Raw genomic sequence first — 24,552 nt, 5'->3', positions numbered from 1 at the left:
CATTCAAGACTATTACGTGCCGAGCGTACATGGCGCGCACGCACATACCAACGACTTCCTGCTGAGACCAACCGTTCCCGTCGGTCCCAACAGCATCGTGCCGGTGCCTGAAATTTTTCGATTGACGGCACCGCTCAGCACGAGGCCAGATCCAACCGGCGGCTACAACACCGGACTAGGCGACATCAATCTCTTCGACATTTTTCTGCTCAGTCAGGGACAGACGCAGATCGGCATTGGCCCGCTCATCACTTTGCCGACAGCGACCGACCCGAGCCTCGGAAGCGGCAAGTGGCAGGCCGGGCTCGCGGCGGTCGTGGTGAACGCGAATAAAGCCCGGCTCATCGGTGCGTTGGTTCAGTGGCAGCATTCATTCGCCGGACAGAGCAGCCGGCCGACGGTTCAGTCATTGACGGCGGAGCCGTTCGGCATTTTCAATCTTCCCGATGGTTGGTATATCCGGTCGACGGGAATCTGGACCTTCGATCTTCAGCACGGCAGCTACTACATCCCAGTTGGCCTGGGTGCCGGAAAGGCGTGGAAAGGCGGATCGACTATCTACAACGCGTTCGTCGAACCTCAATATTCCGTTGCTCACTCGGGCGCAGGTGTTCCGCGCTGGCAAATTTTCGCGGGACTCAATATGACTTTCGGAAGATAGACGGCAACGTCAAAGGACGAGACGCCATGCATCGAGTCATCACTCGTTTCGGGACGATTGCGCTGAGCCTGTTGTTTCTCGCGCCCGGCGCTTACTCGCAAGATACGGTCAGTCCGGAGGAGGCGCGCGGCATCGCCAAGGATGCGTTCATCTACGCCTACCCGATGCTGTTCAACTACAAAACAATGTATGAGCAAGCGGTCGATCCCAAGTCGAAGAGCTATGTAGGCGGCTTCGGCAAATTTCGCAATTACTCGCAGCCCTATAGTCCCGAGAACAAGGACATTGTCACGCCCAACAACGACACGCCTTATTCCTGGGCGTGGCTCGATTTGCGACGGGAACCTTGGGTGCTGACCGTGCCGCGTGTCCCTGACGAGCGCTACTACGTGTTCCAGTGGATCGACCTTTTCACGTACAACTTTGCATATGTCGGCTCGCGAACCACGGGCAATGGCGCGGGTCATTATCTTTTTGCAGGGCCGAACTGGCATGGCGAAACGCCAAAGGGTGTTGACAAGGTGTTTCGTTCGGAGACGGACTTTATCTTAACGCTCGGCCGTACCGCCCTGAACGGTCCTGAGGACGTTAAGAGCATGCAGGCCGTGCAGAAAGGATACCGGGTCACGCCGCTCTCTGCGTTTGAACATGATCATGCTCCCGCTGCAGCGCCTAAGCTGAACTTTCCGGTATGGAACGAGGCGAAGGCAACGTCTATCGACTTCATCGCCTATCTGAATTTCTTGCTGCAGTTCACGCAACCGCCCGCACCGTCCGAAGCGGAACTCATGCGGCGCTTCGCCAAGATTGGCATTGCGCCGGGCCGGCGTTTCGACGCATCTGCCTTGTCGCCGGACATGAAGCAGAGCATCGTGGCGGGCGTCGCGGATGGAAAAGCCGCGCTCGACGATGCCATGAAGCACACGACCAGTTCCTATGACCTCTTCGGCACGCGGGACGACCTTAAGGGAAACTATCTGACGCGCGCCGTGGCTGCCGCGATGGGAATTTACGGCAACACCAAGGAAGAGGCGGTGTATGTCGGCACTCGACTGGGTGCCGATCACCAACAATTGATGGGCTCGCAACCTTACGTCGTTCATTTCGACAAGAAAGATCTGCCGCCTGCACGCTTCTTCTGGTCAATGACAATGTACGACTTGCCAGGCCGGCACCTCGTCGCGAATCCCATCAAGCGATACTCGATCGGCGACCGCACCAAAGGCATCAAATACGGTGCCGATGGCTCGCTCGATATCTATCTACAGCACGCTTCGCCCGGAGCAGACAAGGAATCGAACTGGCTGCCAGCCCCGAACGGCCCCTATGATGTCATCGCGCGAATCTACGGACCAGGCCCTTCGGTCTTTGATGGAACGTGGAAATTTCCGGTTCCGCAGAAGCGTTGAATTCGACTGATTGAACGGTTGATCAACACTATGGGAGCGTGCTGTGAAGAAGCCCACGGCGGTGCACGTGGCACGCTCTCGGCATTGGCCCGATGGTCACACGATCGGGCACAGTAAGTCACGCCAGTGTCAGCGTCGCTTCGACGGGTCGACGAATTTCAAGTAAGCCGTCTTCCGAAGGGAATCTCGTGCAACTCTCGGTGAGCGCGACATTTGAGAAGGACATTCAGGTAAGCGACGTTGCCGTCTGCTGTGAATTGAACCGTACTTCAAAGAAAAAGGGCTTCGCGATGAAAAGAGCACGTAAGCTCGTCTCTCTTGTGACTGCCGTGACCAGTTTGCCGATGGAGTCGTGCTGCGCGCTGCAACGGCGCAGCGCGACTGCAAACAACAAACGAGCCATCGCGGCCGCACTGATTGCAGTGACACTAACCGCCTGCCACACGACTCACTTGATCAATTCGTCCCAGCCGCCAACGAAGCTTGCGATTACTGCCAGTACGAATGAAATTCGAGCCGTCGCCAAGGACGCGTATATCTATGGAACACCCATGGTCGCGACCTACACGACGATGTACGCGTTTTCGATCGATTCAAGCAACCCGCAGTACAAAGGTCCTTTCAACACTATCCTGAATATCTCTCGGGTTTTCACGCCGGACGACACTGCCTTCGTCACACCGAACTCGGACACACCTTACTCGTTCGCCGGCCTCGACCTTCGCGCCGAGCCGGTTGTCATCACGATCCCGCCAATGGAGCCGAAACGCTATTTCGTGTTCCAACTGATGGACCTTTATACCTTCAACTTTGCCTATATCGGCACTCGCACCACTGGTAATGGTGGAGGCAATTTCTTGATTGCCGGACCCAACTGGAAGGAAGCGCCGCCGCCCGGTATCACGCAGGTTATCCGCTCAGAAACCGAGCTCGTTAATGTCGTTGGCCGCACCCAGCTCTTCAACCCAGGCGATCTCGATAACGTCAAGACCATCCAGGAAGGCTATCGGGTGCAAACTCTTTCTTCGTTTGCTGGTAGCGCGGCCCCGCCCTCGGCACCCTCGATTCAATGGATCAAGCCATTACGACCTGACATGCAGCACACGTCGCTCGAGTTCTTCAACCAACTCGCGTTCGCCTTGCAGTTCACGCCAGTCAACCCAACGGAGAGCGACTTGCGAAGCCGGTTCACGACGATTGGAATCGTTCCGGGACGACCGTTCGACGTCGGCGCGCTTTCCGAGGAACAGAAAGCGGCGCTGCTCTCCGGAATGGAAGACGGTCAGAAAGAGATCGACTCAAAGCGCGCGTCCCTTGGTGGGAAGACTGACACGTTATTCGGAACACGCGCGTACCTGAAGAACGACTATGTTGCACGGGCTACAGGTACGCAGGTTGGTATCGGCGCGAATTCGCGGGAGGAGGCGCTCTATCCGATCCTCGAAAAGGATTCGAGCGGCCAGCCACTTGACGGCAGCAAGCATCGGTATACGTTGCACTTCGAGAAAGGCCAACTGCCCCCCGTCAATGCGTTCTGGTCGATGACCATGTATGCCTTGCCAAGCCAGTTGCTGGTGAAGAACTCCATCGATCGCTACTTGATCAATTCTCCGATGCTGCCTTCGTTGAAAACCGATCGCGATGGTGGTACGACGATCTACGTCCAAAGCACATCACCCGGCAAGGCCAAGGAGGCAAACTGGCTACCCTCGCCGGCCGGCCCTTTCATGGTGACAATGCGGTATTACTGGCCCAAGCCTGAGCTTCTAAATGATCAGTGGCACACACCAGAGCTTCGGCAAGCACCCTAGAACAAAAGAATCTCATTTGCTTTGCCGTGACGCGCGACGGCGAAGCCGGTCTGAATTTTCCATGCGATGGGTAGTACAGGTTCTTTTCGCACGTCGCGCCTTATCTGCGCGTGCTGTCGGACCTGATTCGCGCCGGACGACCCGCGAGCGACATAGTGAAGGCGACGCGGCTGGAGGTGCAAAACGCTGACGCTCAACCCCGAAGCCACGCGTGACTATTCGCAGCACGCGTAGCGATGTCAGTGTTTCAACTCGACCACGTAAGGCTCGACATCGCACCGCAAGCGCTCAACCCCGAAGCCGCGGCGAAAACCGAACAATCCGTAAAGGCGACCGCGATGGCAATCCAATGACTTGAATTAAGCCCGGCGGCCTTGAAGGCTGCTGGGCTTTTGCGTTGACGCATGCCCGCTCGATGCTCCAACGAGTTCGTCATCCACCAGTCGTTGACGATATCCCAGCCACCGCTTTCACGGCCCCCCGAACCATCCGCTCGACCACCGCCTGTACGGCATCGGCACGCGCTGGCGCATAGTCGAACGGAGGCGTCTCGTCCATATACGTGCTCTGACACATCTCCAGCTGCACGGCATGAACGCCCTTCTCCGGCGCGCCGAAGTGCCGCGTGATGAAACCGCCCTTGAAGCGGCCATTGGCGATCCACGTATAGCCGCTCTCCGCAGCCCCGTCGGCGACCGCCTGCAACACCGGCGGCGCTGCCGTCCGCCCGTCCTGCGTACCGATGTTTAGATCCGGCAGCTTGCCCTCGAACAGACGCGGCAATACGCTTGCGATCGAATGCGCTTCCCACAACAGCACGTTTGCATGCTTCTCGCGCAGGCGCGCGAGTTCGCCGGCGATGGTGTCGTGATACGGCTTCCAGTAAGCCGCGACGCGGCGCTGCCTTTCGGCGGCGTCGGGCACGCAGCCTTCGCGATAAACCGGCTCGCCGCGAAACGTCAGGTCCGGGCACAAGCCCGTCGTGGTCTGCCCCGGATAGAGGCTTTCGTCCGAAGACGGCCGGTTCAGGTCGATCACATAACGCGACAGGCGCGCGCCGAGCACGGTCGCGCCGAGTTCACGCGCGAACGCGTAGAGGCGGTCGAGATGCCAGTCGGTATCGGCGACCGTCAGCGCAATGTCCGTGTATTGGCCGCGCAGGTCGTCGGGGATGATCGTGCCGAGGTGCGGAATCGACAGCAGGAGCGGCGCATCGCCGCGAGTCAGGGTGAAAATTTCGTTCATGGCGTGAGTAGCGAAGGGTAATCGAGGTTGAGAGCAGATCATTCAAAGCAACGCGTCGTCCCGCAATGTTGGCAAGGCGCGCTTGAGCGCGGGACGAATCAGATGGTCGAGCACGCGGCGTGTAAGCACGGCGGTTTCATCGACGAAATCGCTCCATTCGCCTTGTCGATGCAGCAGAAAGAACTCGCGTCGCCCAAGCCGGCTCGCGGGCAGAGGCAGCACGGCGATTTCATCCAGATAATGCCGCGCTTGCCAGAGACACAGCGGTGTCGAGATGGCGAAGCCGAGTTTCGCGGCGACGAGGCTCAGGAGCGGATCGGTCGCATCGAACTCGTAGCGGCGCGGACTTTCGATACCCAGATGCCGCGCGAAGCGCTCCACCTGCTGGCCGATCACCGAGCGCGCCGTATAGCGGATCAACGGCAGTTCCGTTGCAAGCTGCCGCCATGACGACGCTCCTTGGCGCTCATCGAGCCAGCGTCGCGACACGACGGCCACGAACGCTTCCGAAAACAACGGCATCTCGACGATACGGCTGTCGTTCAGCACCGTTTGCGTACAGACCGCGATATCGACCTCGCGCGCGTGCATCTGGTCGGACAGGCCCGGCGTGAGTCCCGACCACAAGGCAATCTGCCGCGCGGAGCCGGACATCGCGCGAATGAGTTCGGGGCCGACCGTCGCCGCGAAGGAATCGACGCAGCCAAGCCGCAGGGGCAGCGCTCCCGCCAGCGACGCATCGCCGATACGCGTGCTCACCATTTGCGCATGGTCGAGCAGCGGCCCGGCGAGTTCGAGCAGCGCGCGTCCCGCCAGATTCGGACGCGGCGGGCGGCTGTCGCGATCGAACAAGCCAGCGCCCTGCTCGCGCTCGAGCGACGCAATCGACTGGCTCACCGCGCTTTGGCTCACGCCCAGATGTTTCGCGGCTGCCGTCATCGAACCGGTCTCGCAAACGGCGACGAAGGCCTGCAATGCGCGTAGATCGATAGGTGGTGGGGTGCGTCTCATCGCGTTTCCGTGGTTTGCAGGCACGCGCCCGGCCAAGTCCCGCCGTGCGGCGCTCATGTTGCACGCACTGGGCTGGAAGCCGCGCGTCTCGCGCAAACGCCCGCATGGACCATAAGTGTGCCTTATGCAAAATGATCGTGCGTCGTTTGTCGAGATCGGGGCCCGTGTCGCATTGATGACAGTAGACGTCGAGTTTGTGCCGGTTCCGGCTATTTTGGACCGGTACATTCATTCGTCACGGGCATCGAGGCGCGGGAGGCCGCAGTGGAGACACTGGTTTTTATCTGGAGCAACGCGGCGTCGATCGCTTCCATGCTGGTCGATCACGTGTTGCTGGTGCTTGCCGGCGTCGGCTGCGCCATCGTGACGGGCGTCGCGCTCGGCATCGTCATCACGCTCAACGAGCGGCTCGCGCGCGTGGTGTTGTACGCCGCCGCGATGCTCATGACGATCCCATCCATCGCGCTCTTCGGCTTGCTGATTCCGGTGCTCTCGCTGATCGGACAGGGCATCGGCTTTCTGCCTGCCGCCATCGCGCTCTTTCTGTATGCGCAATTGCCGATCGTGCGCAACACCTACGCCGCGATCCGCAATCTCGATCCCGCGCTGCGCGAAGCCGCCAACGGCATGGGGATGACCGCGTGGCAGCGGCTCTACCGCGTGGAGATGCCGATTGCCGTGCCGATCATCATGGCGGGCGTACGCATGGCGGTGGTCATGAATATAGGCATTGCGGCGATTGCCACCTATATCGGCGCGGGCGGGCTCGGGCGGCTGATCAGCCGGGGCATTTCGCAATCCGATCCGCGCCAGTTGATCGCGGGCGCGGTGATCGTCGCGCTGCTCGCGATCCTCGCCGACCTCGGCCTGGGCGCGCTGCAATGGCGCCTGACGCCGGAAGGCATGCGGCCGCGCCAGGCGCGCTTCTTCTGGCGCCGCAACGCGACGCGCGGGCCGCTGGTGACGGCCGCGACGGCCGCGACGCCGATTTCATCCACAGCGGAGGGACGATGATCGATCTTCGACATCTGACGAAGCGATTCGAAAAGCGCGGCGAAAAGCCGGTCGTCGACGACGTGTCGATGACGATCGGCGAAGGCGAACTCTGCGTGCTGCTCGGGCCGTCCGGTTGCGGCAAGACGACGACGCTCAAGATGATCAACCGGCTCGTGCAGCCCACGTCAGGGCAGATTCTGATCGGCGGCGCGGATACGGCGGGCTTCGATATCGTCGAGTTGCGGCGGCGCATCGGCTATGCGATTCAGCAAGTCGGCCTGTTCCCGAACATGACGGTCGCCGAGAACATCGGTATCGTGCCGAAGATGCTCGGCTGGGACAAAACGCGCATCCGCGAGCGCACCGAAAAGCTGTTGGAGATGGTCACGCTCGATCCGGCCATCTACATGCGATGTTATCCGCGCGACCTGTCGGGCGGGCAACAGCAGCGCGTGGGCGTGGCGCGCGCGCTCGCCGCCGATCCGCCGGTGATGCTGATGGACGAACCGTTCGGCGCCATCGATCCGATCAATCGCGCGTCGATTCAGGACGAATTCCGCCGTATTCAGACGACCCTGAAGAAGACCGTGATGTTCGTCAGCCACGACATCGACGAAGCCATGAAAATGGGCGACAAGGTCGCGATCTTCCGCAACGGCAAGCTCGAACAACTGGCGAGCCCGGATGAACTGCTGGCGCGTCCCGCGAGCGCGTTCATCGCCGATTTCGTGGGCACTGACCGGGCGCTCAAGCGTCTGCGCCTGATGCGCGCCGTCGATGCGGCGCTGGAACCGGCGCGCGTCGCGCGGCTCGGCTACCCGAGCGCCGATGCCCGCGCGCTCTTGCGCGATCACGTGGCCGACGCACTGGTCGTGCTCGACGCCCACGGCAGACCGGCCGGCCACGTCGGCGCGGCCGAGCTCGACGCCAGCGGCGCCACGCTCGAAGCGCCGAGTCTGCGCGCGCTGCCGGGCGTGGTGCGCGCGGGCGACGACCTGCGCGCGGTCATGTCGATGCTGCTCGCGCACGGCGCGTCATGGCTGCCGGGCGTCGACGCGGACGGACGCTTCATCGGCTACGTGACGTATGAACGCATCGCGCTGATGGCGCGCGCGGCGTGCGTGTCCGGCGCGGCATTGCCCGAAGGCGGCTTGGCCTCGTCCGCTGGCGACGCGGCGAAAGCAGGCGATGCATCGCGCGATGACGGGGCGCATCCCGAACTCGCATTCGGAGGCGCGCGATGAACCATCGACGCGACGGTTCGCGTATTGCGTTAGGCGCGATGATGGCGTTGGCCAGCGCATCGGCGCATGCAGACGACTGGCTCGCATCGATCGGGCAGTATCGCGCGGACATCGTCTATCAGTCCGGCCAGCAGATGCTGATGGTGCTGATCGCGGGCGTCGCGGCTATCGTGGTTGCGGTGCCCGCGGGCATCTGGCTGAGTCGCCCCGACAACGGCCGGGCCGCGCAGTTCGTGATGTTCACGCTGAACGCGGGCCAGGCCGTGCCCAAGCTCGCCATTCTCGCGCTCGCCATGAGCGTGCTCGGCATCGGCGCGAAGCCCGCGATTCTCGCGCTATGGCTCGCCACGCTGCTGCCCATCGCGATGAATACATACGAAGGCATACGCGCCGTGCCGCCCGCGCTGATCGAGGCCGCGAACGGCATCGGCATGACGCAACGGCAGATTCTCTTCAAGGTGGAATTGCCCAACGCCATGTTCGTGATTCTCGCGGGCGTGCGCACCGCGCTCGCCATCACAGTCGGCACCGCACCGCTCGCGTTCCTCGTCGGCGGCGGCGGTCTCGGCGAGCTTATTTTCACGGGCATCGACCTCAACGATTTCACGATGCTGCTTGCCGGCGCCATCCCGACCGCCCTGCTCGCGGTGGCAACCGACCTGTTCGTCGCGCAGATGCAGCACTGGCTCGTGCCGCGCGGCGTCAGTCCTCAACGCTGAACTTTCCTGGATAACGAAGCTCATGCTCAAGCCTTTGCTGTCACGCAAACTGTGGTCGCGTCTTTTCGGCGCATCCCTGTTCACGCTTGCCCTCGGAACGATGGCCCTGCAGGCCGCGCAGGCTGCGCCAACCGTCACGGTCGGCGGCAAGAACTTCACCGAACAAGTGCTGCTGGCGGAAATGACCACGCAACTGCTCAAGGCGAAGGGTTTCACGGTCGTCAAGAAAGACGGCATGGGCAGCACGGTGCTGCGTCAGGCGCAGGAAAACGGTCAGGTGGACGTGTACTGGGAATACACCGGCACTTCGCTCATCACCTACAACAAGGTGACCGACAAGCTCGACCCGCAGCAAACTTATGCGCGCGTCAAGGAACTGGATGCGCAAAAAGGTCTCGTGTGGCTCGACCCGTCGAAGGCGAACGATACCTACGGCATCGCCATGAACCGCGATGTCGCGCAGAAGCTCGGCGTCACGACCATGAGCGACCTCGCCAAGGTGCTCAACAGCGGCAAGGAACTGACCTTCGCGTGTAACTCCGAGTTCTATGCGCGCCCGGACGGCCTGCGTCCGCTGCAAAAAGAATACGGCTTCAGCTTCGGTCCGTCGCAGATCAAGCGGATGGATTCGGGTCTCACCTATCAGGCGCTGAAGGACCGTCAGGTGGACACCGCGCTCGTTTTCACGACCGATGGCCGCGTGCCCGCTTTCAACTTCATCGTGCTGCGTGACGACAAGAGTTTCTTCCCCGCCTACGCGCTTACGCCGGTCGCACGCAAGGCGGCGCTCGACGCGAATCCGAATCTCGCGGGCATCCTGAACGCGCTGTCGGCCAAACTCGACGACGCAACGATGGCGCGACTCAACGCCGAGGTCGACGTCCAGAAGAAGTCGCTCGACGAGGTGTCGGCTACTTTCCTCAAGTCCGCCGGACTGATCTGACGCGCGTCCGATGAAGCCTTTTATCGTCGCCGCCGCGCAAACCGAAACCGTCGCGGGCGATCTGGCCGCGAATCTGGCGGCGCATCGCCGGTTTATCGACGAAGCACGCGGGCGCGGCGTTCAGTTGCTCGTGTTTCCCGAGTTGTCGCTTGCCGGTCACAGTGCGGGCGCCGATGCCTTGAGGCTCGCCTTGCCACGCAATGCCGCCGCGCTCCTCGAGCTGGCTGAAGCGTGCTCGCCGCTTGCCGCCGTGGTTGGCTTCGTCGAGGAAGCGGCGGGCGCGCAGTTCTACAACAGCGTCGCGACACTGTACGCGGGACGCGTGGTGCACGTGCATCGCAAGATCGCGCTTGCCACTTACGGCCGGCTCGACGACGGCAAGCACTACGGACACGGCGCGCGGCTCGACCAGTTCACGCTGCCCGCCGATCCGCGCTGGCAGATCGCCACGCCCGTGTGCGCGGATTTGTGGAGCCCGGCGGTGATGCATCGGCTTGCCTGCGACGGCGCGACGCTATGCGCGGCGCCTGTGAGTTCGGCGGTCGAAGCCGTGGGCGACGCCTTCGACAATCCACGCGGCTGGGACACGGTGCTGCGTGCCCACGCACTCGTCTACGGTCTGCCTGTCGTGTTCGCCAATCGCGTCGGCCATGAAAACGGCCTGCGCTTTTGGGGCGGCTCGCGCGTCGTCGGGCCGCGCGGCGAAACGCTCGCGCAAAGCGAATCGGCACGTGAGGAACTGGTCGTGGCGACGCTCGACTACGAAGCCGTGCGCGCCGCGCGCTTCGACTTGCCGACCCTGCGCGATGCCCGCGGCATCCACGCACTCGAAAGCGGCATCGTGTCGGTTTCGTGATCGCGTTGGTCGTGTGTCTGCCCGCACCGGTCATATCCGCGACCGACAATCGATTCAACTGATCGTTCGCATGGGAGTGTGACGATGATCGACCCGACGCGCGTGCGCGCCGCCCTGGCCGAGCGCCAGGACAACTTCTCGCTGCCGCAGCCTTTTTATACCGATGAAGCCTTTCATCGGCTCGACCTCGACGCCGTTTTCAACGACGAGTGGCTGTTCGCCTGCAACAGCTGCGAACTGCGCGAACCGGGCAATTATCTGACGCTGGAGATCGGCGCGACATCGGTGCTCGTGCTGCGCGACATGGACGGCGAAATCCGCGCGTTCTTCAACACCTGCCGGCATCGCGGCTCGCGCATCTGTCTCGAAGAGAAAGGGCATGCGCATCGGCTTACTTGTCCGTATCACCAGTGGGTGTACGACCTCGACGGCGCGCTCCTGCATGCGCGGCAGATGCCGGCGGGCTTCGAGCGCGAGGGCTACGGTCTGCGCGCCGTGCATGTCGAGATCGTGTGCGGCATGGTCTATATCTGCCTCGCCGCGACGCCGCCCGACATCACGCGCTTTCGCGACGCGGTCACGCCCTACCTTGCGCCGCATCAGCCGTGGCGCACCAAGGTCGCGGCCAGCGTGACGATGATCGAGGAAGCCAACTGGAAGCTCGTCATCGAGAACAATCGTGAGTGCTATCACTGCGCGGCCAATCATCCGGAGTTGCTCGCGACGCTCGTCGAATTCGCGTTGCCCGACGATCCCGCAGGCTCGCGCGACTTCCGTCTGTTGATGGAAGCCCAGGCTGCGAAGTGGGACCGTCACGGCTTGCCGCATTTGCCCGCCGATGGCGGCGACGAATTCCGCTGCATCCGGCTGCCGTTTCATCGCGGCGCGGTGTCCTTCACGCCGGACGGATCGCCCGCGTGCGGCAAGCTGCTCGGCGACCTCACCGATCCGGATCTCGGCTCGGTGCGCATGTTTCGCGTGCCGAACAACTGGAATCATTTTCTCGCCGACCACATCATCCACTTCCGTATTCTGCCGCTGTCGGCCACGCGCACGGTGTTGCGCACGACGTGGCTCGTACACGAGGATGCCGTCGAAGGCGTCGATTACGACGTCGATACGCTCACGTCCGTATGGAACGCGACCAACGTGCAGGACGCGCGGCTCGCGGCGAACAATCAGCTGGGCGTGGGCTCACTCGGCTATGCGCCGGGCCCGTATGCGCCGTCCGAGTTCATGCTGCGCAACTTCACGAACTGGTATGCAAGGAAGCTCGCGTCACATCTGGACGGCGCACACGGGCAGCGCTCAATCGCGCTGAAGGTGTCGAATGGCTGATGTGCCGACATCTTCCGATACGGCGTTCGACGGCACCCTCGCCTTCGCCTGCGACACGCCCGCATCGCGCACGCTCGAGTGCATCGGCGTGCGTGACGAAGCGCCGGGCGTCAAGACCTTTCGCCTGCGCGATCCGCACCCCGACGGCGCGCGCCGCTACGCGCCGGGCCAGGCCATGCTGCTGACGCTCGATATCGAGGGGCGGCGCTTCGATCGCACGTTTTCTATCGCCTCGACGCCGCTCGAAGCGGACGCGCTCGAACTGACGATCAAGGCGCAGTCCGGCGGCGTCGTCACCCGCTGGCTGCATGAGCGCTTCGCGCCGGGCATGCGCATCGACACGCGCTATCCGCTCGGACGCTTCACACTCGATGCATCGGCCGATACGCCTCTCGGGCTAGTGTCGGCGGGCTCGGGCGCATCGCCGCTGATGTCCATGCTGCGCACGCTGGCGCGCCGCTCGCCGCACGCCGACATCGCCTGGCTTCATTGCGCGCGCGGCGTGGACGACATTCTTTTTGCCGATGAACTCGCGACGCTTCAGGCGCGTATGCCCAACCTGACAGTACACGTGTGGCTGAGCGCGCCCGCACCCGGCTGGTTCGGTCTGCGCGGGCGCATGTCGCGCGGCGCGCTTTGGGCAATGGCGCCGGACTTCGGACGCCGCACGGTCTATTGCTGCGGTCCAGCCGGTTTCATGCAGAGCGTGCGGCAGATTCATGCTGCCGAAGGCGCCCGCCGCGCGGCGTTTCATATAGAGCATTTCGGTCCCGTGATCGAGCCGATGGAAAGCGAAGCCGCGACGACCGGCGCACCTTCGTCCGACGAACAGCGCGATGCCATTTTCAACGCGTGGCTGAACGGCCGGCGCTTCGATGTACGCGCGGGCGAAACGCTGCTCGTCGCGGCCACGCGTCAGCAAGTGGTGATTCCGTGCGGTTGCGCGAGCGGCCTGTGCGGCACGTGCAAAGTGCGCCACCTTTCGGGCGAAGTCGCGATGAAACATGCAGGCGGAATTTCCGCGGCCGAAGAAGCGCAAGGCTGGATTCTCGCGTGTTCGAGCCGTCCCTTGACCGATGTCGAAATCGCCTTCTGACATGCAAACGGCACCGACGCTTCATCACGACGCCAGCCGCTTCACGCACACGCTTGGCTTCGACATGCTTCCCGCTGCCGTCGTGCGCGACGCACAGCGCCGCATTCTGGACCTGCTCGGCGTCGCGGCGGCGGGCACGTCCACACGGCTTTCGACAATCGCGCGCGAGCATGCGCTCGATTGCTTCGCGGCCGGACGCACCCCCGCGCGCATGCTGTTCGACGGGCGCATCGTCAGTGCTCCGGGCGCGGCGTTCGCGGGCGCAACGACCATCGACAGTCTCGACGGCCATGACGGCCACGCGCTCACCAAGGGCCACGCGGGCGTCACCGTCTTGCCGGCCCTGCTCGCCATGACCGAGCGCGCGCCCGGCATGAGCGGACGCGAGTTCATCGTGCAGACGGTGCTCGGTTATGAAATCGGCACGCGTGCCGGCATCGCGCTGCATGCGACGAGCCGCGAATATCACACCTCGGGCGCGTGGAATGCGTTGGCGGCCGCCGCTATCGCGAGCCGCGCGCTTGGCTTCGACATACCGGCGACGCGCCACGCGCTCGGCATCGCCGAATATCACGGGCCGCGTTCGGACATGATGCGCTGCATCGATCATCCGACCATGCTGAAGGACGGCTCGGGTTGGGGCGCGCTGGCGGGCATCAGCGCCGCCCTGCTCGCCTCGCGCGGCTACACCGGCGCGCCCGCGACCACCGTCGAACGCGATGCGCCCGCCTGCTGGTCCGACCTCGGCGATCGCTGGCTGATCCTCGAACAGTATGTGAAGCCGTATCCAGTGTGCCGCTGGGCGCATCCGGCAATCGCCGCCGCGCTTGCAGTGCGTGCGCTCGACGGCTTCGATGCGGCCAACATCGAGCGCGTGGAGATCGAAACCTTCCACGAGGCGACGCGTCTCTGGTCCGCGCTGCCACGCACCACCGAGGAAGCGCAGTATGGCGTGCTGTTTCCCGTCGCGGCGGCGCTGGCGCATGGCCGTGTCGATGCCGGCACCATCGGCGATTCGGGCCTTGCCGATCCCGCCGCGTGCGCGTTGCTGCCGCGCCTCGTCGCAAAGGAGCACGCCGCGTTCAGCGCCGCGTTTCCCGCCGAGCGCTGGGCGCGCGTGACGGTCGAACTGCGCGACGGCCGCCGCCTCGATTCCGGTCCGATGCAGGCAAGCGGCGACCTCGCGCGCCCGATGACACCCGACGCCGAGCGCGACAAATTTCGTGAACTCTGCGGCGCGCGCTTCGGCGCACGGTTCGCGCGCGAACTCGAAGACGCGGTGGATGCGCTCGCCGAACCGCACGCCCGCGCCGGGCGCCTGTGCGAACTCGTGCTGGGCACGCCGCCCAGTGCGTCGCAAACATGAACACTCCGATCAGCCAACGAAACAACGAGCCATGCCAGTAAATCCCGACGCATTCTCAACGCCGTTCCACGATCCCGCGTCCGTGGCGGGCAAGGCGCCGCCCATCGGCGAATCGACCGATCTGCTGATCGTCGGAGCGGGGCCGGCCGGCATCGCGGCGGCACTCGAAGCGGCCGGTCGCGGTATACGCGTCACGCTCGTCGACGAAAACCCCGTGCCGCTCGAAACCATGGGCGAAGACGTGCCGCTGCACTTCGGCAGCCGCATGGGCGCGGAGGCAGGCAACGCCAACGCGATGCTCGAAGCCATGCTCGACGCCCGTCCCGAACTGGGCGACGCGCTCGAAGCGGGTATCGACGTGAAGCTGGGCACGGCAGTGTGGGGACTCTTCCCGCACGGGCCGGCGAACGCTTGGATCGGCACGCACGTGGCCGGTCTCGCGGACGCCGAACATACCTGGCTGCTGCAATTCAGTCAGGTGATCGTTGCGTCGGGGCGGCGCGACATGGGACTCGCCTTCGACGGCTGGCAACGCCCGGGCGTGATGGGTGCAAGCGCCGCGTGGCGGCTCGCGGTTCTCTACGGCGCGCTCGACGCGCGGCGCGCGGTGCTCGTGGGCAGCGACAGGGAGGCGCTGAACGTCGCGCTCGAACTCGTCTCGCGCGGCGTGCAGATCGTCGCGGTGATCGAACAGGCTGGCGAAATCGTCGGCGATGCGGCGCTCGCGGCGCAACTCGAAGCGAGCGGCGCGCACATTCTCACGCGTCATGTCGTGCGCCATGCACATGGCGATGCTTATGGCGTGACTTCCGTCGACGCAGCCACGCCCGACACGACCGCCCTGACGACATTCGATTGCGATACCGTGCTGCTCGGCATCGCCGCGTTGCCTGCAATCGAGCTGCTCGAAGCGGCAGGCTGCGCGACTGCGTTCGATGCCGCGCGCGGCGGTCATATCGCCCGTGTCGATGCGATACAGCGCACCTCGTTGCCGTTCGCCTACGCGGCAGGCGACTGCGCGGGCGTCTGGCCGGCGAAGAGCCGCGACGAAACGATCGCGCGTGAAGAAGGCCGCCTTGCGGCGCGCGCGGCTTTATCGTCGTTGGATGAAAGCGCTCCTCTCGCCGACGCGCCGCCCGCGCGCCAACCCGATGCACCCGCGCAAGACATCGCGCTATCGCGTGTCGAATGGGTGCGGGCAAGCGTCATCGGCGCGGCGGGCGAGCCGTTCGTCTGCCAGTGCGAGGAAGTGACGGCGCGCGAAATCCTCGATGTGCGTCCGCCGCGCTACCTCGGCTGGCAGCCCGCCGACGCGCTTCACGACACACGCGGCGTCGCGGGTCTCGCGCAAAGCGGGCCGCCCAGTCCCGACGCGGTGAAGCGTCTCACGCGCGCATGCATGGGCCCGTGCCAGGGCCGCCGATGCCGCGAGCAAGTCGCCGCGCTGCTCGCGATAGGCTCCGGCTGCGCGCTGCCGCAGATTCCGCTCGCCACATTCCGCGCGCCCGTCCGGCCGCTCGCGCTGCGGCAGCTAGCCGAGGTGGCCGAAGCGCAGGCGACCGGCGCGCATTGGGACAGCTGGTTCGGCATGGCGTCGCAATGGGTGCCGTTCTGGCGTGTCGATCCGCTGTATCGCGCGGCCACGCGCCGTCAGGGCGAACCGGTGGCGAGCGAATGAACGAAGCATCGACCGGCCGTCGCACTCGAATCGAATCTTCCGGACACACAAGCATGAAAGCAGACACGCAACAGGACAGCGGCACGCCGAAGGGCGCTTCGGTGGTTATCGTCGGCGGCGGCGTAACGGGTTTGTCGGCGGGATGGTGGCTCGCGCGCGAGGGTGTCGACGTGCTGATGCTCGAAGCGGGAATGATCGGCTGGGGCGCGTCGGGCCGCAACGGCGGCGGTTGCTCGCATCATCACAGCCCGCTCTTTCTCGAAGAACAGCGTCTCTGGCCGATGATGGACGACCTGCTCGGCTATCCGACCGAGTTCCGCGCCGAGCGTCTGCGCATTGCGCTCGATGAACAGCAGTTCGTGTTGTACCGGCGCGCGCTCGAAAACGGCGAACATCACGGCCTGCGCTCGGACGTGCTCGATGCGAAACAGGTGCGCGAACTGGTGCCGCTCGCCGGCGACAACGTCCATGCCGGCTACTTCTATCACTTCGGCGGACATGCGAATCCGCATCGCACGTTGCAGGCTTATGCGTGGGCGCTGGAGGATCACGGCGGGCGCATTCTCCAGCACACGCCGGTGACAGGATTCGTCCGGCAAGGCGGACGCGTGAGCGCGGTGAAAACGGCTCACGGCGAGATTGCCTGCGATCATCTCGTGATCGCGGCCGGGCCGCATACCGGCGTGCTCGCGGCGCAACTGGATATCGATGTGCCGCTCGCCGCCGCACGCGCCGAGATGATCGTCACCGAGCCGTTGCCGCCAATGGCCATCGGCGGCGTGGACGGCAATGGCCTCTATGGACGGCAGACGCTGCGCGGCAATCTCGCTTACGGCGGCGGTCCGCACGAATGGATCGGCCTCGACGATGTGCCGAAGGTGCGGCCGCAATCGACTCCGCTTCAGTGCAGTATCGCGGCGCGCCTGGCTGCGTTGCTGCCCAAGGCGGCGCACGCGAAAGTCATCCGCAGTTGGGCGGGATATATCGAGAACACGCCGGATGGACGGCCCGTGATCGATCGTCCGGATGAACGAGGCAATGTGACGGTCGCCACGCTATCGAGCGTCGGCTTCGGCCTTTCGCCCGCAAGCGGTCACGCCATCCGCGACCTCGTGATGGACGGGCGCTGCGGTTTTGCGGATTTGTCGTCGCTGAGATTGGCGCGCTTCGCTCATCTCGAACCGGACTGGCGCGAGCTTCAGGGCTGGCTGCCGTTGCCGCTGCGCGCATCGGCGCCGGTGCTGGAAGCGGCCTGAGCGCATTGCGTCGCCCTTACGCCCGCCTGCTCACGACTGCGTCTGCGCCGCCCTCAACTCCGTCGGACTGATGCCGTAGGCGCGCCGGACCCAGCGCGCCAGATGCGAAGGCGACGCGAATCCCGTCGCCACCGCGACATCCGCGACCGGCACGCTCGAATACGTGAGCATTTCGTGCGCGCGCTCCAGCCGCAACTGCACGTAGTAGCGTGCGGGCGTCGCGTTCAGATGCCGCACAAACAGGCGTTCCATCTGCCGCGACGTCATGCCGATAGCCGAGCCGATATCGTTGATCTGCAACGGCGTCTCGACATGCGCGCGCATCATCTCGATCGCCCGGCGGATGCCGCGCGGCAGACTCGCGTGATTCTGGTCGCGCCAGCCGCGCTGGCTGTCGGCGGTGTCGCGCATGCGCTCGTGATGGAACTGGTTCGCCACGCGCACCGCGAGATCGCTGCCGTGCTGCATCTTGATGAGATGCAGCATCAGGTCCATCGAAGCGATACCGCCCGAGCACGTCATGCGGTCACGATCGATTTCATACAGCTTGCTGCTGCACAGCAGGTCGGGAAAAGCCTCCGTGAAAGCCGGCAGATTTTCCCAGTGGATGGTGCATTGATAGCCATCGAGCAGACCTGCCAGCGCGAGCAGATAAGTGCCCGTGGAAAGCGATCCGATGACCGCACCGGTGCGCGCCGCGCGTCGCAACGCGGCGACGAAGGCCGGTTCGAGCGCGGGTGCGAGCCGCAGGCCGCCGCAGACGAACACATAGTCCGCGCCGGCCAGCACGTCGTCGAACTTGCGCGCGGCAAGCGCGATGCCGTTCGATGCAGGCGCCGGCTCGCCGTCGAGGCTGGCGAGCGTCCACGCATACAATGTTTCGCCAGCAAGGCGGTTGGCCGAGCGCAACGGCTCGATGGCGGACGAGAGGCTCATCATGGACAAGCCATCGGCCAGCAAGAACACGAACTGGCGAGGCACGGCGGCGGACGAAGAAGCGGATTTGAGCAACGCGCGATTCGCAATGGACGATTCGAACCTCCGCATTCGCGAAGGCGGCTTGGGGCCAGCATGTGAGCGCTATTATGGTCGCTAAAACAAGCGTATGGCCAGAAGCGCCGCAACGGTATGGGATCTGAGCGGCGACACGCGCTGCATCTGCGGCGGAATCGGCCGAGGAGAAAGCATGCGAAATTCGTTCGTCGGGGTCGATCTGCGCGCGTTGCAGGCGTTCGTCGCGGTCTGCGAAACCCGCTCCATGACGGAAGCGGCGCGCGTACTCGGCGTCACGCAAAGCGCCGTGAGCCAACTCATCGCGGCGCTCGAGCGCGAACAAGGCGTGGCGCTCTTCGATCGCGAGTTCCGTCCGGTGCGGCCCAACGCGGCGGGCCGCATTCTCTTCGATCGCGCGGGCGCGCTGCTCGAACACGCGCAGGCGGTCTCGCACGACGTGCGTACGGCGACGAGCGAAGGCGTGCCGAGTCTGCGCATTGGTTGCGTGGATTCCTTCGCCGGAAGCGTCGGGCCGCATCTCGTGCAACGTCTTTCCGGGCGCATGAAAACCTTGTCGATGTGGTCCGGCCTCACGCCGACCCTTAGCGAACAGCTTACCAATCGCGAACTCGATCTCGCCATTTGCACGGAAGCCACGCTCGATCCACGACGCGTCGAACTACGGCCGCTTTTCTCCGAGACTTTCATTGCGGTCGCGCCGAGGCGCTTCAGCGGCAAGCGCGCGCCCGAGTCCTTTCATGAGGTGCTGCGCGAGTTGCCGCTCTTGCGTTATACGGGCCGCTCGCTCATCGGGCAGCAAGTGGAGCGGCTCATCAGGCACATGAATTTCAACGCCCCGAACCGCTATGAATTTGACGATACCGACCCGCTTCTGAGTCTGGTCGGCTCGGGATTCGGCTGCGCCATCACGTCGCCGCTGTGTCTCTGGCAATCGCGCGCGCATCTGGCGGATATCGCGGTCGTGCCGCTGGCCACGACGCGCATCGGGCATCGTCATTTCTACATTCTCACGCGTCAGGCCGAATGGTCGTCGATGGCAGAGGCCGTCGCGCGCGAGTCGGTGGCCGTGACGCGCGACGTAATTGCACCCGGCTTGCTTGCGGCTTTGCCCGGCGCGCCGCCCCACCTTTTCGATGCCTACACCGCCGCGTTCGCCGCGCAAAGCGCCGCGTGAAATTAGCGGAACTGCTTCAAAACATAAGAGTTTCTGATTCGGCCGCGCGGCTTAATGGCAGGGATGCGTTCGCCTCTACCATCCGTAGCTGACAGCGGATACACGCAGTTCAACCTAAGAGACAGGGCAGGACGATGACCACAAACCGCCGTAGTTTTCTGAAGCAGGCTTCACTCGTCGGCGTAGCCGCGGCCACCTCGGGCCTTGCGTCATTCGCGCGCGCCGCGACCGTCGTCAACTACGGCGGCTCGGCATGGCTCGGGCACTACGCGGCCTATGTCGCGATGAAGACGGACATCTTCACGAAGCTCGGCATCGACTGCCGCTGGCAATCGTTCTCCACTTCGTCGGCGCGCATGGGCGCGGTGATGGCGGGGAACATCGACATTGCGGGGACCGGCGTCGTCTCGGCGCTCGCGCTGATGGCAAGCGGCGCGAAGCAGTTTCAGCTCATCTCGACGCCGAACAACTTCGGCAAATCGGAAGGCCTTCTCGTGCGTGGCAATGTGAAGTCGCTCGCCGATCTCAAGGGCAAGAAGATCGGCGTCACGTATGCGTCGAGCTCGCATGTCCTGCTGCTCGACGTGCTGCGCCAGGCGAACTTGGACCCGGCGAAGGACGTGAGCATCATCAACTTGCCGGCGACGGAACTGCTGGCGGCGTATCGCGGTAATCAGATCGATGCCGCCGCCGCATGGACACCGACGTTCGACCGCATCAAGGCGCTGCCCGATACCAAACTGCTGCTCGACGATTCCTCCTTCTCGCTCTACAAGCAATATCAGTTGACGCCCGGCCCGGACGTGCTGCTGGTGCGTACCGCATTCGCCAGCGCCCATCCTGATGTGCCGAAAGCCTTTCTGCAAGGTGTCGCGCAAGCCAACGACATGATGACGCACGAGCCGGAGAAGGTCGCGCCCATTCTGATGACGCTCACGAATCTCACGCAGGACGAGCAGATGGCGGTGCTCAAGCAGACGCAGTGGTATTCCCACGCGCAGCAAAAGACGCTTTTCGTCGGCAGCGGCGGAAAGCCGGGACCGTTCGTCGACGGCGTGCAGAAACTGAGCGACATGCTCGTCGATCTCAAGCAGATCGACCAGTCGCCGAAAGTGGCGGACTGGATCAACGCGTCGTATCTCTGAGCGCGCGGCATGGCATCCGACAACAAATGGACGAAGCGCGGCGGGCTTCTCGTCGTCAGCGCCTGCTCGCTGATCGGCTTTCTGCTGCTCTGGGAACTCGTGTGCCGCGCGGGTTTGGTCGATGCGGTGTTTCTGCCCGCGCCGTCGCAAGTGCTGAGCCGCGGCATCCGCATGTGGAATCAGCATACGTTGCTCGATAACGTGCTGGCCTCCATACGCCGGGTCATGGTGGGCTTTCTCGCCGCGGCGGTCGTGTCGATACCGCTCGGCATTGCGCTCGGCACCTCGCGCGTGGCGCGCGCCGTGTTCGACCCGCTGCTGTCCTTCCTGCGCCCGCTGCCGTCGATGAGTTGGATACCGCTGTCGCTGCTGTGGTTCGGCATCACCGAGACGCAGAAGTACAGCATCGTCTTCATGGGATCGTTCGCGCCTGCCCTTCTCTATGTGATCGACGCCACGCGCAACATCGACCCGATCTTCGTGCGCGCGGCGCGCAATCTCGGCGCGAACCGCTGGCAGGTCATGCGCGAAGTCATCCTGCCGGGCTGCATGCCGCAGATCCTGTCGGGCATGAAAGTGATTCTCGGCCTCTCGTGGACCTGCGTGATTTCCGCCGAACTCGTCGCCGCGCAGCAAGGGCTCGGCTTCATGATCATGAACGGCCGCGAATTCTTCCAGACCGATACGGTCGTGCTCGGCATGGTGCTCATCAGCATCACGGTGCTCATTACGGATGGCTTGTTCAGGCTCATCGAACGCGGAGTGCTCGCATGGCAACGATAGATGCCCCCATGATTCGCCTCGAAGGCGTGGCGAAGTCCTTCGGCGCGTTGCAAGTGCTCAAGGAAGTCGATCTCGAAGTCGCGAAGGGCGAGTTTCTCGTGCTGCTTGGCGCGTCGGGTTGCGGCAAATCGACGATGCTCAACATGATCTCCGGCTTCGAGCCGCCGACGCAGGGCCGCGTGCTCGTCAATGGCCGCGAAGTGAAGGATGTCGAGCCGGCGTGCGGCATGGTCTTTCAGCAATACGCGCTGTTTCCGTGGAAAACGGTCAGCGAGAACGTCGCGTTCGGGTTGAAGATGCGCGGTGTCGGCCGGGCTGAAAGGCGTGATGCCGCGCGTCGCTATATCGAAGCCGTGGGGCTGAAAGGCTTCGAGGACAGCTATCCCGGCGCGCTTTCGGGCGGCATGAAACAGCGCGTGTCGATTGCGCGCGTACTCGCCAACGACCCGGACGTGATGCTGCTCGACGAACCCTTCGCCGCGCTCGACGCCATGACGCGGCAAGTGCTGCAGGAACAGCTTCTGTCGATCTACGAGAAGAGCGGCAAGACGATCGTCTTCATCACGCATTCGATCGACGAAGCGCTGCTGCTCTCCACGCGCATGATCGTGATGGGCGCGAAACCGGGGCGCATCGTGCAGGACATCCGCAACGACCTGCCCTTGCCGCGTACCGCCGAAGTGCAGCTATCGCCTGCGTATCTGGAGATGAAGAAGTCGATCTGGGAAACGGTGCAGGCCGAAGTCATGCGAGGCCTGGAAGGCGCTGGCTGACGTTCGAACGCGCCGGTACTGCTGCTATCCATCGCTTTTGCTTATGAAGTGCTCGCGATGGCGGCAACCCGGCACACTGCAACATCATCAGCATGAGAAAGGAAGCGCGACAGTGAATACGTACGATGTAGTGGTGATCGGCGCGGGCGTGATCGGCAGTTCCGTTGCGTTTCATCTGCAAAAGCTTGGCGCCAAAAGCGTGCTCGTGCTCGATCGCGCGACCATCGGCGCGGGCACGACGTCGCAATCGTCGGGCATCTTGCGCACGCATTATTCGGTCAAGGAAAACGTCGAACTCGCGCGTAAGTCGTGGGCCGTGTTCAACGATTTCGCAGGCTACGTCGGCGACGATGAAGCCTCGTGCGGACTCGTGAAGTGCGGCTACATGATCGTCGCGGCCGATGGCGACAAGGTCGAACCGCTGCGCGCATCGCTCGAACAGCAGAAGCAGCAAGGCATTCCGCTCGAATTGCTCGATGCTCGCCAGGCTCACGAGCTCATGCCCATCGCGCAGTTCGACGACGCCGCGTTGATCGGCTATGAACCCGAGGCGGGCTTCGCGGATGCGTATCTCACGGCGACCAGTTTCGCTCGCGCGGCGCGGCGCGGCGGCGTGACGATCCGCGAGAACGTCACCGTGAACCGCTTGCTGATCGAGCACGGCAAGGTGAGCGGCGTGTCGACGAGCATCGGAGATTTTTCAGCGGCAATGGTCGTGAGCACGCAGAACATCTGGACCCTGGAACTCGCCGGATGGACCGGCCGCACACTGCCCGTCTCGCCGGAGCGTCATGCGGTGCTTGCGCTCGAATGCGAGGGCGCGGCCTACACCTACACCATGCCGGTGTTCAAGGATCTGGCCTCGCCCGGCATGCTCTATTACCGCTGCTATGGCGGCAATCAGATGCTCGTCAGCGAAGGCACCGCCGGAGAAAAACTCGCCACGGCCGATACCGAACAGGGCGACATCTCGATGGACTATGTCGTCGAGGTCGGCGCTCAGATCGCCGAACGGTTTCCCGCATACGGAGCGGCGGGCATTGCGTCGTCGTGGACGGGCGTGTACGACGTCACGCCCGACTGGAACCCGGTGCTCGGCGCGCTGCCCGGCATCGAAGGGCTCGTCGTCGGCTACGGCTTTTCGGGGCACGGCTTCAAGCTCTCGCCGACGGTCGGCAAGGTGCTTGCGCAAGCCGCACTCGGCCTGCAAACCGATGTCTCGCTCGCGCCTTACTCGATCGAACGCTTCGAGACCGGCGCGCTGCTCACTGGAAAGTACGGTGTCGGCGCCGTCTCCTGAAGCGCGCGCGCCCGAGGGCGTCGCCATTGCACCGCTCGCGTCTTTTGCGCCGCAGGCATGGCGCAACGGCGGCGGCACCACGCGCGCGCTCGCGGAAGATGCGGAGGGCGGCTGGCGCATCAGCCTGGCCGACGTGGAACGCGACGGTCCGTATTCGCGCTTTCCCGGCATGACGCGGCAATCGCTCGTCATGACCGGTGCGGGCGTCACGCTGCAAGACGACGCCGTGCAATGTCACTTGCGGCGCGGTATCGCCATGGAATACGACGGCGGCGTTGCGTGGCAAGCCACGTTGCACGACGGCCCTGTTGTCGCGCTCAATGTCATGGCGTTGCGCGGGCGCTATCGAGCACGCATCGAGCCATTGCGCGACGCCGCGTTCGTGCCCCTCGAATGTGTCGCGCTCGTGCTGACGATGAATGGCCGCTGCCTCGTCCACGCTGCCGACAGCGACGACGAGATCATGCTGGCGAAAGGTCACGTGTTGACGCGCATGCCGGGCGCGCCTGCGCTTCATCTCGCGCCTCGGTCGTCGGGAAGCGATGTATCGATTGCGCTCGTCCTCGTCGAGCCCGACAGTCGGCGCTGATCCGCGCGGCTCTTTTCGAATCATTCAAGCAAGGAGATATGCACCCATGAAAATTCTGGTGCCAGTCAAGCGCGTGGTCGACTACAACGTGAAGGTCCGGGTGAAGTCGGACAACACGGGTGTCGATATCGCCAACGTGAAGATG

Annotated in this window: 22 protein-coding genes and 1 pseudogene; 20 read left to right on the top strand and 3 right to left on the bottom strand. The window is 63.9% G+C overall.

Going from position 1 to position 24,552, the window contains the following annotated elements; translation table 11 throughout:
- The first annotated feature begins 16 nt into the window (after positions 1–16).
- From QCE79_RS35940 to QCE79_RS35930, 3 genes are all read left to right on the top strand, one after another.
- Positions 17–661, top strand: a complete 645-nt coding sequence (locus tag QCE79_RS35940; RefSeq protein ID WP_309853029.1) for a hypothetical protein — start codon at positions 17–19, stop codon at positions 659–661.
- 71 nt (positions 662–732) lie between these two features.
- A complete protein-coding gene (locus QCE79_RS35935; protein WP_309853027.1) occupies positions 733–2,070 on the top strand; it encodes a DUF1254 domain-containing protein in 1,338 nt (445 codons plus the stop codon).
- Between the two features lie 188 nt (positions 2,071–2,258).
- Positions 2,259–3,881 (top strand): DUF1254 domain-containing protein, encoded by a 1,623-nt coding sequence (locus QCE79_RS35930; protein ID WP_309853023.1) that lies wholly within the window; start codon positions 2,259–2,261, stop codon positions 3,879–3,881.
- Positions 3,882–4,313: 432 nt separating this feature from the next.
- Here QCE79_RS35930 and hutG read toward each other — a convergent pair whose 3' ends face one another.
- The gene (gene hutG / locus QCE79_RS35925) at positions 4,314–5,126 is read right to left on the bottom strand and encodes an N-formylglutamate deformylase (protein ID WP_309853020.1); all 813 of its coding nucleotides are present in this window, start codon (positions 5,124–5,126) and stop codon (positions 4,314–4,316) included.
- Positions 5,127–5,168: 42 nt separating this feature from the next.
- Positions 5,169–6,137, bottom strand: a complete 969-nt coding sequence (locus QCE79_RS35920; protein WP_309853017.1) for a LysR family transcriptional regulator — start codon at positions 6,135–6,137, stop codon at positions 5,169–5,171.
- Between the two features lie 264 nt (positions 6,138–6,401).
- On the opposite strand from QCE79_RS35920, the gene QCE79_RS35915 reads away from it, so the two are divergent.
- The 10 genes from QCE79_RS35915 to QCE79_RS35870 all read left to right on the top strand — a co-directional run bounded on the left by QCE79_RS35915 (position 6,402) and on the right by QCE79_RS35870 (position 17,629).
- Positions 6,402–7,151: an ABC transporter permease gene (locus QCE79_RS35915; protein ID WP_244831416.1), complete on the top strand. Its 750-nt coding sequence runs from the start codon at positions 6,402–6,404 to the stop codon at positions 7,149–7,151.
- A complete protein-coding gene (locus tag QCE79_RS35910; protein WP_309853014.1) occupies positions 7,148–8,377 on the top strand; it encodes an ABC transporter ATP-binding protein in 1,230 nt (409 codons plus the stop codon). Before QCE79_RS35915 ends, QCE79_RS35910 begins: the two co-directional genes overlap by 4 nt.
- Positions 8,374–9,096: an ABC transporter permease gene (locus QCE79_RS35905; protein ID WP_250495298.1), complete on the top strand. Its 723-nt coding sequence runs from the start codon at positions 8,374–8,376 to the stop codon at positions 9,094–9,096. The genes QCE79_RS35910 and QCE79_RS35905 overlap by 4 nt, the downstream gene beginning before the upstream one ends.
- Positions 9,097–9,196: 100 nt before the next feature.
- Entirely contained in the window at positions 9,197–10,039 is an 843-nt protein-coding gene (locus tag QCE79_RS35900; protein ID WP_244831948.1) for a glycine betaine ABC transporter substrate-binding protein, read from the top strand.
- Positions 10,040–10,049: 10 nt separating this feature from the next.
- Positions 10,050–10,895: a nitrilase-related carbon-nitrogen hydrolase gene (locus tag QCE79_RS35895; protein ID WP_244831419.1), complete on the top strand. Its 846-nt coding sequence runs from the start codon at positions 10,050–10,052 to the stop codon at positions 10,893–10,895.
- 84 nt (positions 10,896–10,979) lie between these two features.
- A complete protein-coding gene (locus tag QCE79_RS35890; protein WP_309853005.1) occupies positions 10,980–12,233 on the top strand; it encodes an aromatic ring-hydroxylating dioxygenase subunit alpha in 1,254 nt (417 codons plus the stop codon).
- Positions 12,226–13,329, top strand: coding sequence for a hybrid-cluster NAD(P)-dependent oxidoreductase (locus QCE79_RS35885; protein WP_309853002.1), 1,104 nt, complete (start codon positions 12,226–12,228; stop codon positions 13,327–13,329). Before QCE79_RS35890 ends, QCE79_RS35885 begins: the two co-directional genes overlap by 8 nt.
- A 1-nt stretch (position 13,330) precedes the next feature.
- A complete protein-coding gene (locus QCE79_RS35880; protein WP_309852997.1) occupies positions 13,331–14,695 on the top strand; it encodes an MmgE/PrpD family protein in 1,365 nt (454 codons plus the stop codon).
- A 31-nt stretch (positions 14,696–14,726) separates the two neighbouring features.
- Positions 14,727–16,373 (top strand): NAD(P)/FAD-dependent oxidoreductase, encoded by a 1,647-nt coding sequence (locus QCE79_RS35875; RefSeq protein ID WP_309852994.1) that lies wholly within the window; start codon positions 14,727–14,729, stop codon positions 16,371–16,373.
- Between the two features lie 53 nt (positions 16,374–16,426).
- A complete protein-coding gene (locus QCE79_RS35870) occupies positions 16,427–17,629 on the top strand; it encodes an FAD-binding oxidoreductase (RefSeq protein ID WP_309852991.1) in 1,203 nt (400 codons plus the stop codon).
- 30 nt (positions 17,630–17,659) lie between these two features.
- On the opposite strand, the gene QCE79_RS35865 is transcribed toward QCE79_RS35870, so the two are convergent.
- A complete protein-coding gene (locus QCE79_RS35865; RefSeq protein WP_309852988.1) occupies positions 17,660–18,676 on the bottom strand; it encodes a GlxA family transcriptional regulator in 1,017 nt (338 codons plus the stop codon).
- A gap of 139 nt (positions 18,677–18,815) precedes the next feature.
- On the opposite strand from QCE79_RS35865, the gene QCE79_RS35860 reads away from it, so the two are divergent.
- From QCE79_RS35860 to QCE79_RS35830, 7 genes and pseudogenes are all read left to right on the top strand, one after another.
- A complete protein-coding gene (locus QCE79_RS35860; protein WP_250469923.1) occupies positions 18,816–19,817 on the top strand; it encodes a LysR family transcriptional regulator in 1,002 nt (333 codons plus the stop codon).
- 134 nt (positions 19,818–19,951) lie between these two features.
- On the top strand, positions 19,952–20,962 hold the full coding sequence (locus tag QCE79_RS35855; RefSeq protein WP_250469924.1) for an ABC transporter substrate-binding protein: 1,011 nt from the start codon (positions 19,952–19,954) through the stop codon (positions 20,960–20,962).
- 9 nt (positions 20,963–20,971) lie between these two features.
- Positions 20,972–21,745, top strand: coding sequence for an ABC transporter permease (locus QCE79_RS35850; RefSeq protein WP_309852982.1), 774 nt, complete (start codon positions 20,972–20,974; stop codon positions 21,743–21,745).
- A complete protein-coding gene (locus tag QCE79_RS35845; protein WP_250495306.1) occupies positions 21,733–22,518 on the top strand; it encodes an ABC transporter ATP-binding protein in 786 nt (261 codons plus the stop codon). The genes QCE79_RS35850 and QCE79_RS35845 overlap by 13 nt, the downstream gene beginning before the upstream one ends.
- 112 nt (positions 22,519–22,630) lie before the next feature.
- Positions 22,631–23,818 (top strand): FAD-binding oxidoreductase, encoded by a 1,188-nt coding sequence (locus tag QCE79_RS35840; RefSeq protein WP_309852975.1) that lies wholly within the window; start codon positions 22,631–22,633, stop codon positions 23,816–23,818.
- Positions 23,799–24,407 (top strand): HutD family protein, encoded by a 609-nt coding sequence (locus QCE79_RS35835; RefSeq protein WP_309852972.1) that lies wholly within the window; start codon positions 23,799–23,801, stop codon positions 24,405–24,407. The genes QCE79_RS35840 and QCE79_RS35835 overlap by 20 nt, the downstream gene beginning before the upstream one ends.
- Before the next feature lie 46 nt (positions 24,408–24,453).
- Positions 24,454–24,552, top strand: a pseudogene (locus QCE79_RS35830) (electron transfer flavoprotein subunit beta/FixA family protein); the annotation flags it as partial.

Source organism: Caballeronia sp. LZ003, from assembly GCF_031451465.1.
Taxonomy (GTDB): domain Bacteria; phylum Pseudomonadota; class Gammaproteobacteria; order Burkholderiales; family Burkholderiaceae; genus Caballeronia.
The sequence above is the reverse complement of the archived record's forward strand: the minus strand, read 5'-3'. Positions and strand labels throughout refer to the sequence as shown.